Here is an 11,886-nt window from a genome sequence, read left to right as displayed (position 1 = left end):
AGTGATACTGTTAAAAATCGTGTAAGGATTGTCTAGTCAACTATGATTTGAGCTATTAGATATTAAAGCATCAGTAATAGTAATAGAAATTTAAAGAAAATGGTATAATATAGTGAGAATGATAGAGGAGAAGTGTAAATTGATCGCACAACTAGATACAAAAACAGTCTATAGTTTTATGGAGAGTGTCATTTCAATCGACAAGTATGTGAGAGTAGCAAAAGACTATGGCTACACTCATCTGGCTATGATGGATATTGACAATCTTTACGGGGCTTTCGATTTTCTAGAGGTTACAAAAAAATACGGCATTCATCCTTTGTTAGGGCTTGAAATGAATGTGCTTGTAGATGATAAGGATGTGAATCTGCGTTTTTTGGCTCTATCTAGTGTGGGCTATCAGCAGTTGATGAAACTATCAACAGCCAAGATGCAGGGGGAGAAAAGTTGGTCAGTTCTATCTCAGTATCTGGAGGATGTTGCGGTAATTTTGCCTTATTTTGCAGAGCTTGAGTCGCTCAATATAGGCTGTGATTACTATATAGGGGTTTACCCAGAGACACTGGCCAGAGAATTTCATCATCCAATTTTGCCTATTTATCGGGTCAATACATTTGAAAGTAAGGATAGAGAGGTTCTTCAAGTATTAACAGCGATTAAAGAAAATCTACCGCTCAGAGAAGTTCCTTTGCGTTCTAGACAAGATGTTTTTATGTCAGCAAGTTCTTTAGAGAAACTATTCCAAGAGCGTTTTCCTCAAGCCTTGGAAAACTTAGAAAAGCTTATTTCAGGTATTTCTTATGACTTGGATACTAGTCTGAAACTGCCTCGCTTTAATCCAGCTAGACCAGCAGTAGAAGAGTTGAGAGAACGTGCTGAATTGGGGCTTGTTCAGAAGGGGTTGACTGGTAAAGAATATCAAGACCGTCTAGACCAAGAATTGGCTGTTATTCATGATATGGGCTTTGATGATTATTTCTTGGTTGTTTGGGATTTATTGCGTTTTGGACGTTCGAATGGCTATTATATGGGAATGGGACGAGGTTCCGCAGTTGGTAGCTTGGTTTCCTATGCTCTAAACATTACAGGGATTGACCCAGTAGAAAAAAATCTGATTTTTGAACGTTTCCTCAATCGTGAACGCTATACCATGCCTGATATTGATATTGATATTCCTGATATTTATCGTCCAGATTTTATCAGATATGTTGGTAATAAATATGGTAGTAAACATGCGGCTCAAATCGTTACTTTTTCTACCTTTGGGGCCAAGCAAGCTTTGCGAGATGTCTTGAAGCGCTTTGGTGTGCCAGAGTATGAATTGTCCGCAATTACCAAGAAAATCAGTTTTCGAGATAATCTAAAGTCAGCCTATGAGGGCAATCTCCAGTTTCGTCAGCAAATCAATAGTAAGCTAGAATATCAAAAAGCCTTTGAAATTGCTTGCAAGATAGAGGGCTATCCAAGACAAACCTCTGTCCATGCGGCTGGTGTTGTAATCAGTGACCAAGATTTGACCAATTACATCCCTCTAAAACATGGTGACGAAATTCCGCTGACTCAGTATGATGCTCATGGAGTTGAATCTAGCGGGCTATTGAAAATGGACTTTCTGGGACTGCGAAATTTGACCTTTGTCCAGAAGATGCAAGAATTGCTTGCTGAATCAGAAGGTATTCACCTTAAAATTGAAGAAATTGATTTGGAAGACAAAGAAACGTTAGCTTTATTTGCCTCTGGCAATACAAAAGGTATCTTTCAATTTGAACAACCTGGTGCCATTCGCTTGCTCAAACGTGTGCAACCAGTCTGTTTTGAAGATGTCGTAGCAACTACTTCTCTAAATCGACCAGGTGCCAGTGACTACATCAATAATTTTGTGGCAAGAAAGCATGGGCAGGAAGAAGTGACTGTTCTGGATCCAGTACTGGAGGATATTTTGGCTCCAACCTACGGCATCATGCTCTATCAGGAGCAGGTTATGCAGGTTGCTCAGAGATTTGCTGGATTTAGCCTCGGAAAAGCCGATATTTTACGTCGGGCTATGGGGAAAAAGGATGCCTCTGCCATGCATGAAATGAGGGAATCCTTTATTCAAGGATCATTAGATGCTGGTCATACTAGGGAAAAGGCAGAGCAGGTCTTTGATGTTATGGAGAAGTTTGCAGGTTATGGATTTAACCGATCTCACGCCTATGCCTACTCAGCCTTGGCCTTCCAGTTGGCCTATTTCAAAACGCATTATCCAGCCATTTTTTATCAGGTCATGCTGAATTCTTCCAACAGTGATTACCTAACAGACGCTCTTGAAGCAGGCTTTGAAGTAGCACCTCTGTCCATCAATACCATTCCCTATCATGATAAAATTGCCAACAAGTCCATCTATCTAGGTCTGAAGTCGATTAAGGGAGTCAGCAAGGATTTGGCGCTTTGGATTATTGAAAATAGACCCTATTCGAGCATTGAAGATTTTATAGCTAAATTACCTGAGAATTATCTGAAACTTCCTCTGCTAGAACCTTTGGTAAAAGTTGGTCTTTTCGATTCATTTGAAAAAAATCGCCAAAAAGTATTTAATAATTTAGGTAATCTATTTGAATTTGTGAAAGAGTTAGGAAGCTTGTTCGGTGATACAATATATAGTTGGCAGGAATCGGAAGATTGGACAGAACAAGAAAAATTCTATATGGAACAAGAGTTTCTAGGGGTAGGAGTTAGCAAACATCCCTTACAAGCTATTGCAAGTAAGGCTATCTACCCAATTACACCAATTGGAAATTTGTCAGAAAATAGTCACGCCATTATATTGGTTGAAATTCAGAAAATAAAAGTGATTCGGACCAAAAAGGGTGAAAACATGGCATTCTTACAGGTAGATGATAGTAAGAAAAAATTGGATGTTACCCTCTTCTCAGACTTATATCGACAGATTGGGCAGGAATTGAAAGAAGGAGCTTTCTACTATATAAGAGGAAAAATTCAGTTACGAGATGGCCGTCTGCAAATGATTGCACAAGAAATAAGAGCAGCAGTGACTGAACGCTTTTGGATACAGGTAAAAAATCATGAATCGGATCAAGAAATTTCGAGAATTTTAGACCAGTATAAAGGCCCAATCCCAGTCATCATCAGGTATGAAGAGGAACAGAGAACGATTGTTTCTCCCCATCATTTTGTGACTAAATCAACTGAATTAGAAGAGAAATTAGGTGGAATCGTTATGAAAACGATTTATCGCTAAAATTACGGAAAATAGAAGAATTTTCCATTTAAATGTGATATAATCAGTAAGAATGTTAAAAGAAAAAGGAGCATAACCAATATGAAACGTATTGCTGTTTTGACTAGTGGTGGAGACGCCCCTGGTATGAACGCTGCTATCCGTGCAGTTGTTCGTCAAGCAATTTCGGAAGGAATGGAAGTATTTGGTATCTATGATGGATATGCTGGTATGGTTGCTGGTGAAATTCATCCCCTAGATGCGGCTTCAGTAGGAGACATCATTTCTCGTGGTGGTACTTTCCTTCACTCTGCTCGTTACCCAGAGTTCGCTCAACTTGAAGGGCAACTTAAAGGGATTGAGCAATTGAAAAAACACGGAATTGAAGGTGTAGTTGTTATCGGTGGTGATGGATCTTACCACGGTGCTATGCGTTTGACTGAACATGGATTCCCAGCTATCGGTCTTCCTGGTACAATCGATAACGATATTGTTGGTACTGACTTCACAATCGGTTTTGACACAGCGGTTACTACTGCTATGGATGCTATCGATAAGATTCGTGATACATCATCAAGTCACCGTCGTACATTTGTTATCGAAGTAATGGGTCGTAACGCAGGTGATATCGCTCTTTGGGCTGGTATTGCAACTGGTGCTGATGAAATCATCATTCCTGAAGAAGGATTCAAGATTGAAGATATCGTCGAAAGCATTAAATGTGGTTATGAGTGTGGTAAAAAACACAATATCATCGTCTTGGCTGAAGGTGTGATGTCAGCGGCTGAATTTGGTCAAAAACTAAAAGAAGCTGGAGATACAAGCGACCTTCGTGTAACAGAACTTGGACATATTCAACGTGGTGGTTCTCCAACTGCGCGTGACCGTGTTTTGGCATCACGTATGGGTGCGCATGCTGTTAAACTTCTTAAAGAAGGTATCGGTGGTGTTGCGGTTGGTATCCGTAATGAGAAAATGGTTGAAAACCCAATTCTTGGAACTGCAGAAGAAGGAGCATTGTTTAGCTTGACCGCAGATGGTAAAATTGTAGTTAACAACCCACACAAGGCTGACCTTGAGCTATCTAGCTTGAATAAGAGCTTGTCATAATTTATAATTTAGTTAATAAGACCAAAAAGGTCATATATAAAGGAGTCACAAAAATCATGAACAAACGTGTAAAAATCGTTGCAACTTTGGGACCTGCGGTTGAAATCCGTGGTGGTAAAAAATTCGGTGATGACGGATACTGGGGTGAGAAACTTGACGTTGAAGCTTCAGCTAAAAACATTGCTCAATTGATTGAAGCAGGAGCTAACACTTTCCGTTTCAACTTCTCACACGGTGACCACCAAGAGCAAGGTGACCGTATGGCAACTGTTAAACTTGCTGAAAAACTTGCAGGTAAAAAAGTTGGTTTCCTTCTTGATACAAAAGGACCAGAAATCCGTACTGAATTGTTTGAAGGTGAAGCTAAAGAGTATTCATACACAACTGGTGAAAAAATCCGTGTTGCTACTAAACAAGGAATCAAATCAACTCGTGATGTGATCGCATTGAACGTTGCTGGTGCTCTTGATATCTATGATGATGTTGAAGTTGGTCGTCAAGTTTTGGTTGACGATGGTAAACTTGGTCTTCGTGTGGTTGCTAAAGATGACGCAACTCGTGAGTTTGAAGTTGAAGTTGAAAACGATGGTGTAATTGCTAAACAAAAAGGTGTTAACATCCCTAACACTAAAATTCCTTTCCCAGCTCTTGCTGAACGTGATAACGACGATATCCGCTTTGGTCTTGAACAAGGAATTAACTTCATCGCGATTTCATTCGTACGTACTGCAAAAGACGTGAACGAAGTTCGTGCAATCTGTAAAGAAACTGGAAACGGACACGTTCAATTGTTCGCTAAAATCGAAAACCAACAAGGTATCGACAACTTGGATGAAATCATCGAAGCTGCTGATGGTATCATGATCGCTCGTGGTGACATGGGTATCGAAGTACCATTCGAAATGGTTCCAGTTTACCAAAAAATGATTATCAAGAAAGTCAATGCTGCAGGTAAAGTTGTTATCACAGCAACAAACATGCTTGAAACAATGACTGAAAAACCACGTGCAACTCGTTCAGAAGTATCAGACGTATTCAACGCTGTTATCGACGGTACTGATGCTACAATGCTTTCAGGTGAGTCTGCAAACGGTAAATACCCACTTGAGTCAGTAACTACAATGGCTACAATCGACAAGAACGCTCAGACACTTCTTAACGAATACGGTCGTTTGAACTCAGATTCATTTGAACGTAACTCTAAGACAGAAGTAATGGCTTCAGCTGTTAAAGATGCTACTAACTCAATGGACATTAAATTGGTTGTAACTCTTACTAAGACAGGTCACACTGCACGTTTGATCTCTAAATACCGTCCAAATGCTGACATCTTGGCATTGACATTCGACGAATTGACAGAACGTGGATTGATGTTGAACTGGGGTGTTATCCCAATGTTGACAGATGCTCCATCATCAACTGATGATATGTTCGAAATTGCTGAACGTAAAGCAGTTGAAGCTGGTCTTGTACAATCTGGTGACGATATCGTTATCGTAGCTGGTGTACCAGTTGGAGAAGCTGTACGTACAAACACAATGCGTATCCGTACAGTACGTTAATTAAAATGAAAAAAGCCTATCATATCAAGCTTTCTAGCCTGTATGATAGGTTTTTTTGTAGCAGGGGGCAAATAAGGGGCAAAATTTTTTAAAAAAGGCCAGTTAATACAAATACGATTCAGCTAATATAATTGAAAATGATGGAAAAAAAGGTGAAATTATGGTATACTTTAACGTAGGACCTTTTTAGAAATTTTGAAAGAGTATTAAAAATTTAAAATGAGAAAAATTGTTATCAATGGTGGCTTGCCCCTGCAAGGTGAGATTACCATTAGTGGTGCAAAAAATAGTGTTGTAGCTTTGATTCCAGCTATTATCTTGGCAGATGATGTTGTGACTTTGGATTGTGTTCCAGATATTTCGGATGTTGCCAGTCTTGTCGAAATTATGGAATTGATGGGCGCTACCGTTAAGCGTTATGACGATGTGTTAGAGATTGATCCAAGAGGTGTTCAAAATATTCCAATGCCTTATGGGAAAATCAATAGTCTTCGTGCATCTTATTATTTTTATGGAAGTCTTTTAGGTCGCTTTGGGGAAGCTACAGTTGGTTTACCTGGAGGATGTGATTTGGGACCACGTCCTATTGACTTACATCTTAAGGCTTTTGAAGCTATGGGAGCCACTGTTAGCTACGAGGGTGATAACATGAAGTTATCTGCTAAAGATGTGGGACTTCATGGTGCAAGTATTTACATGGATACGGTAAGTGTAGGTGCGACGATTAATACAATGATTGCTGCGGTTAAAGCAAATGGTCGTACTATTATTGAAAATGCAGCCCGAGAACCTGAGATTATTGACGTTGCTACTCTCTTGAATAATATGGGGGCTCATATCCGTGGTGCTGGAACCAATATTATCATTATTGATGGTGTTGACAGATTACATGGAACGCGTCATCAGGTGATTCCAGACCGTATTGAAGCGGGAACGTACATTTCCTTAGCTGCTGCAGTTGGTAAGGGAATTCGTATTAATAATGTTCTTTATGAACACTTAGAAGGATTTATTGCTAAGTTGGAAGAAATGGGAGTACGAATGACTGTATCTGAAGACAGTATTTTTGTTGAGGAACAGTCTAATTTGAAAGCAATCAATATTAAGACAGCTCCTTACCCAGGCTTTGCTACTGACCTGCAACAACCAATTACTCCTCTCTTGTTAACAGCAGAAGGGCGTGGTACCATTATTGATACCATTTATGAAAAACGTGTAAACCATGTTTTTGAACTAGCAAAGATGGACGCGGATATTACGACTACAAACGACCATATTTTATATACTGGTGGACGTGTTTTGCGTGGTGCAAATGTAAAAGCTACTGACCTTAGAGCTGGGGCCGCACTTGTCATTGCTGGTTTAATGGCTGAAGGCAAAACTGAAATTACAAATATTGAGTTCATCTTACGTGGTTATTCAGATATTATTGAAAAATTACGTAATCTAGGAGCGGATATTACACTTGTTGAAGAATAAACCGTAGAGGTGTTTATGAATATTTGGACCAAATTAGCAATGTTTTCTTTTTTTGAAACGGATCGCTTGTATTTGCGTCCTTTCTTTTTTAGTGATAGTCAGGACTTCCATGAGATAGCTTCAAATCCAGAAAATTTACAATTCATTTTTCCAAGTCAAGCTAGTTTGGAAGAGAGTCAATATGCACTGGCCAATTATTTTATGAAGGCTCCTTTAGGTGTATGGGCTATTTGTGACAAGAAAACTGAAAAAATGATTGGTTCAATTAAGTTTGAAAAGCTAGATGAAATTAAAAAAGAAGCAGAACTTGGTTATTTTTTAAGAAGAGATTCATGGTCTCAAGGTTTTATGACAGAAGTTGTTAAAAAACTTTGTCAGCTTTCTTTTGAGGAATTTGGTTTAAAACAATTATCTATTATAACCCATCTCGAAAATGAAGCCAGTCAACGAGTTGCTCTTAAGGCTGGATTTCGCTTGATTCGTCAGTTTAAAGGAAGTGATCGCTATACGAGGAAAATGCGTGATTATCTTGAGTTTCGCTTTGTAAAGGGAGAAATTAATGAGTAAACACCAAGAAATTCTAAGTTATTTGGAAGAATTACCGGTTGGTAAAAGGGTCAGTGTTCGAAGCATTTCCAACCATCTAGGAGTCAGTGATGGAACGGCTTATCGGGCCATTAAAGAAGCTGAAAATCGTGGAATTGTAGAGACTCGCCCAAGAAGTGGTACTATCCGTGTTAAATCTCAGAGAGTTGCTATAGAGAGATTAACGTTTGCTGAAATTGCAGAAGTGACTTCTTCTGAGGTTCTGGCTGGTCAAGAAGGTTTAGAGAGAGAATTTAGTAAGTTCTCAATCGGTGCCATGACTGAGCAAAATATCTTATCTTACCTTCATGATGGGGGGCTTTTAATTGTCGGAGACCGTACCCGTATCCAATTACTAGCGCTGGAAAATGAAAATGCAGTTCTGGTTACAGGTGGATTTCAGGTTCATGATGATGTGCTTAAACTGGCCAATCAAAAAGGGATTCCTGTTTTGAGAAGCAAGAATGACACTTTTACCATTGCGACCATGATAAATAAAGCCCTGTCAAATGTACAAATCAAGACTGATATTCTGACAGTTGAGAAACTTTATCGCCCGAGTCATGAGTATGGTTTTTTGAGAGAGACTGACACTGTTAAAGACTATTTGGACTTAGTTCGTAAGAATCGTAGCAGTCGTTTCCCAGTTATCAATCAACACCAGATCGTTGTTGGAGTTGTAACCATGAGAGACGCTGGTGATAAGTCACCAAGTACCACAATTGACAAGGTCATGTCGCGTAGTCTATTTTTGGTTGGATTATCAACAAATATTGCCAATGTGAGTCAACGGATGATTGCTGAAGACTTTGAAATGGTACCAGTTGTTCGGAATAATCAAACCTTGCTTGGGGTTGTAACCAGACGAGATGTCATGGAGAAGATGAGTCGTTCCCAAGTTTCGGCTCTACCAACTTTTTCAGAGCAGATTGGTCAAAAACTTTCTTATCACCATGATGAAGTAGTGATTACAGTGGAACCCTTTATGCTAGAGAAAAATGGTGTTTTGGCTAATGGTGTTTTGGCAGAGATACTGACTCATATGACCCAAGATTTAGTTGTGAATAGTGGGCGCAATCTCATCATCGAGCAGATGCTAATCTACTTTTTGCAGGCTGTTCAGATAGATGATATACTGCGCATTCAAGCACGCATCATCCATCATACTAGACGATCAGCTATTATTGATTACGATATTTATCATGGTCATCAGATTGTTTCAAAAGCAAATGTGACTGTTAAAATTAATTAGAAACTAGGAGAAATAATGATAACATTAAAATCAGCTCGTGAAATCGAAGCTATGGACAAGGCTGGAGATTTTCTAGCAAGTATTCATATCGGCTTACGTGATTTGATTAAGCCAGGCGTAGATATGTGGGAAGTTGAAGAATACGTTCGCCGTCGTTGTAAGGAAGAAAATTTCCTTCCACTTCAGATTGGGGTTGACGGTGCCATGATGGACTATCCTTATGCTACTTGTTGCTCTCTTAACGATGAAGTAGCTCACGCTTTCCCTCGTCACTATATCTTGAAAGATGGTGATTTGCTCAAGGTTGATATGGTTTTGGGAGGTCCTATTGCTAAATCTGACCTGAATGTCTCAAAACTAAACTTCAACAATGTGGAGCAAATGAAAAAATACACCCAGAGCTACTCTGGTGGCCTTGCAGACTCATGTTGGGCTTATGCTGTTGGTACGCCGTCCGAAGAAGTGAAAAACTTGATGGATGTAACCAAAGAAGCTATGTACAAGGGAATCGAGCAAGCTGTTGTTGGAAATCGTATTGGTGATATTGGTGCAGCTATTCAAGAATACGCTGAAAGTCGTGGTTACGGTGTAGTACGTGATTTGGTTGGTCATGGTGTTGGTCCAACCATGCACGAAGAACCAATGGTTCCTAACTATGGTATTGCTGGTCGTGGGCTTCGTCTCCGTGAAGGAATGGTATTGACCATTGAACCAATGATTAATACAGGTGACTGGGAAATTGATACAGATATGAAAACTGGCTGGGCGCATAAAACCATTGACGGTGGCTTATCTTGTCAATATGAACACCAATTTGTCATTACTAAGGATGGTCCGGTAATCTTGACTAGCCAAGGAGAAGAAGGAACTTATTAATAAAAAGTGAAAAGGCTACTGGATGTTGATTTTGATAAAAAATCCAGTAGGCCTTTTCATATTAAATAAACGCATTGTATTGATGTTTTCAGGCTTTTTCCAAGCTAATAAAATAGGCTCCATAGTATCTGTAGGGAGATTTACCCACTACAAATATTATGGAGCCTTTTTTCTTATGCTTAAAATGGCAATTTTCCAGCGAAAGCACCCAGTTTTTTCTTGGTAGTTTCATCGATTTGTTCAAGAGCAGAGTTGATGGCTTGAACAGTCATATCTGAAAGAGTTTCGAGATCTTCTGGGTCAACGACAGCTGGATTGAAGTCAATGCTGACAACTTTCTTATCTCCAGTTAAGGTCGCTTGGACAAGGTCTTGAGCAGATTTACCAACAAATTGCATAGCCGCAAGTTCAGCTTGACTTTGTTCCATTTGTTTTTGAAGTTTTTGCGCTTGGCGCATCATGTTTTGCATGTTCATCATAGTGTTTTATAGTTTCCTTTTATCTTATTTTCCTTCCTATTTTATCAATTTTGAGGTTAAAAGTCTAATCTTTTTCAGAGTGAATTCAGATAGTATTGATAAGGATGTAAAGGTAATAAAAATATAGGATAAATATTCTAAGAAAATAAGAATATTTATCCTATATGTATTTATGAAAATTTAATAGATATTTTATGAGCTAGTTTAAGAGTCTACCAAGACTATTCTACCTTATAGAAAAATCCTGAACTATTTCCCTCTATAAGTTGTTGTCCTGTCCATAGTCGATCTTGACTAATTTCGGATGGGTCCTTATATCCGTTTTCAGGTGAAGAAGTGATAGCCGTTGTCAAAGGAATTCCTGCAGGTAAAAAGGCAAGGGCAGAACCACCAGCTCCTCCATTTTTAGGAAGTAAACTTGTTTTAAGATAGTGGTCAATTTCTTTAGCATGTTCAATTGAAACTTGCGAATTATCACTAATCAGTCCATGTTCATCAAATACAAGTTCTACACCAGCACTATTGCGCCATGTACCAGAGATACTTGAAAAATCACCGTTTTGGATAGCAGATAGATTCATTCCTTTAATTTCTTGTGAAGGTGTTGTTTCTCCTGATATAGGATTTGTTACAGATTTCCAAGAAAATGTATCTTGGTTAAGTAGTGGTGGTCTAGTTCCTAATCCAGCTTCTGTATCTGACTCAGTAAGCAATTCCAAGTCAGGTGTATTTGTATTTAGTTTATAGAGTTTATGAGATTGTTTACCACCAGATGTGCTTGAAAGTTGAAAATAACCATCTTCAAGAGGGACAAAAATCACTTTTTCTCCGATAAAATCTAAATGATTTTCTGCATTAGTGAGTTGAATGACTTTATCATTCTGAATCGTTCTGATGTCTAAAATGTCATGTTTGCCTGACTTAATTTTTAGAGCAACGATTAGTTCGTCCGTCCCATTTTTATCAAAATCATATAGGCAGTAGTCAATATCTGAATATAATTGTGAGTAGTTATCTTTTAGGTTAGCTTTGGGATTAATATCCTTGGAGGGTTTATTTTGTGGTTGAGAATATTTTTCTATTACCTCGTTATATAAACTATAATCCGTTTTCTTCACTTCAGAAGAGGAGCTGAATGCTTCTGTACTAGTGGAACTCGTTTGTTCTGTACTGGCTGAAGTAGTATCTTCTTGCTTTTGGTGGCAGGCTACAAGAGTCAAACTAGTTAAAGCAAGAATAGTTAATAAAGTTGTTTTTTTAATCATAGCTAATTTTGTAATGTTAGAACTGTTTAAGTTTGTAAGATAGTATTCTACAGTCATT

General features: G+C 38.7%; 9 protein-coding genes. 7 read left to right on the top strand and 2 right to left on the bottom strand.

Annotation, left to right across the window (positions count from 1 at the left end; translation table 11 throughout):
* The first annotated feature begins 139 nt into the window (after positions 1 to 139).
* The 7 genes from SK578_RS06855 to SK578_RS06825 all read left to right on the top strand — a co-directional run bounded on the left by SK578_RS06855 (position 140) and on the right by SK578_RS06825 (position 10,084).
* The gene (locus SK578_RS06855; protein ID WP_042751290.1) at positions 140 to 3,241 is read left to right on the top strand and encodes a DNA polymerase III subunit alpha; all 3,102 of its coding nucleotides are present in this window, start codon (positions 140 to 142) and stop codon (positions 3,239 to 3,241) included.
* An 81-nt stretch (positions 3,242 to 3,322) separates the two neighbouring features.
* Complete coding sequence (gene pfkA, locus SK578_RS06850) at positions 3,323 to 4,330, top strand: 6-phosphofructokinase (protein ID WP_000820863.1); 1,008 nt, start codon at positions 3,323 to 3,325, stop codon at positions 4,328 to 4,330.
* 56 nt (positions 4,331 to 4,386) lie between these two features.
* Complete coding sequence (gene pyk / locus SK578_RS06845; RefSeq protein WP_042751289.1) at positions 4,387 to 5,892, top strand: pyruvate kinase; 1,506 nt, start codon at positions 4,387 to 4,389, stop codon at positions 5,890 to 5,892.
* A gap of 219 nt (positions 5,893 to 6,111) precedes the next feature.
* Entirely contained in the window at positions 6,112 to 7,371 is a 1,260-nt protein-coding gene (locus tag SK578_RS06840) for a UDP-N-acetylglucosamine 1-carboxyvinyltransferase (RefSeq protein WP_042751288.1), read from the top strand.
* A gap of 15 nt (positions 7,372 to 7,386) precedes the next feature.
* The gene (locus SK578_RS06835; protein ID WP_042751287.1) at positions 7,387 to 7,938 is read left to right on the top strand and encodes a GNAT family N-acetyltransferase; all 552 of its coding nucleotides are present in this window, start codon (positions 7,387 to 7,389) and stop codon (positions 7,936 to 7,938) included.
* The gene (gene spxR, locus SK578_RS06830; protein WP_042751286.1) at positions 7,931 to 9,208 is read left to right on the top strand and encodes a CBS-HotDog domain-containing transcription factor SpxR; all 1,278 of its coding nucleotides are present in this window, start codon (positions 7,931 to 7,933) and stop codon (positions 9,206 to 9,208) included. The genes SK578_RS06835 and spxR overlap by 8 nt, the downstream gene beginning before the upstream one ends.
* A 15-nt stretch (positions 9,209 to 9,223) precedes the next feature.
* The gene (locus tag SK578_RS06825) at positions 9,224 to 10,084 is read left to right on the top strand and encodes a methionyl aminopeptidase (RefSeq protein ID WP_000631543.1); all 861 of its coding nucleotides are present in this window, start codon (positions 9,224 to 9,226) and stop codon (positions 10,082 to 10,084) included.
* Between the two features lie 179 nt (positions 10,085 to 10,263).
* Here SK578_RS06825 and SK578_RS06820 read toward each other — a convergent pair whose 3' ends face one another.
* Both SK578_RS06820 and SK578_RS06815 read right to left on the bottom strand, forming a co-directional pair.
* A complete protein-coding gene (locus tag SK578_RS06820; protein WP_000981526.1) occupies positions 10,264 to 10,563 on the bottom strand; it encodes a YbaB/EbfC family nucleoid-associated protein in 300 nt (99 codons plus the stop codon).
* A gap of 221 nt (positions 10,564 to 10,784) precedes the next feature.
* Complete coding sequence (locus SK578_RS06815) at positions 10,785 to 11,885, bottom strand: DUF6287 domain-containing protein (protein WP_235228655.1); 1,101 nt, start codon at positions 11,883 to 11,885, stop codon at positions 10,785 to 10,787.
* Position 11,886 lies beyond the last annotated feature (1 nt).

Origin of the sequence: Streptococcus mitis (assembly GCF_000722755.1) — a bacterium.
GTDB lineage: Bacteria > Bacillota > Bacilli > Lactobacillales > Streptococcaceae > Streptococcus > Streptococcus mitis_CM.
The sequence above is the reverse complement of the archived record's forward strand: the minus strand, read 5'-3'. Positions and strand labels throughout refer to the sequence as shown.

What these genes read in the sequence shown, in the direction of transcription:
- pfkA (WP_000820863.1), top strand. Translation starts at nt 3,323, where the DNA reads ATGAAACGTATTGCTGTTTTGACTAGTGGTGGAGACGCCCCTGGTATG.
- pyk (WP_042751289.1), top strand. Translation starts at nt 4,387, where the DNA reads ATGAACAAACGTGTAAAAATCGTTGCAACTTTGGGACCTGCGGTTGAA.
- SK578_RS06840 (WP_042751288.1), top strand. Translation starts at nt 6,112, where the DNA reads ATGAGAAAAATTGTTATCAATGGTGGCTTGCCCCTGCAAGGTGAGATT.
- SK578_RS06835 (WP_042751287.1), top strand. Translation starts at nt 7,387, where the DNA reads ATGAATATTTGGACCAAATTAGCAATGTTTTCTTTTTTTGAAACGGAT.
- spxR (WP_042751286.1), top strand. Translation starts at nt 7,931, where the DNA reads ATGAGTAAACACCAAGAAATTCTAAGTTATTTGGAAGAATTACCGGTT.
- SK578_RS06825 (WP_000631543.1), top strand. Translation starts at nt 9,224, where the DNA reads ATGATAACATTAAAATCAGCTCGTGAAATCGAAGCTATGGACAAGGCT.
- SK578_RS06820 (WP_000981526.1), bottom strand. Translation starts at nt 10,563, where the DNA reads ATGATGAACATGCAAAACATGATGCGCCAAGCGCAAAAACTTCAAAAA.
- SK578_RS06815 (WP_235228655.1), bottom strand. Translation starts at nt 11,885, where the DNA reads ATGACTGTAGAATACTATCTTACAAACTTAAACAGTTCTAACATTACA.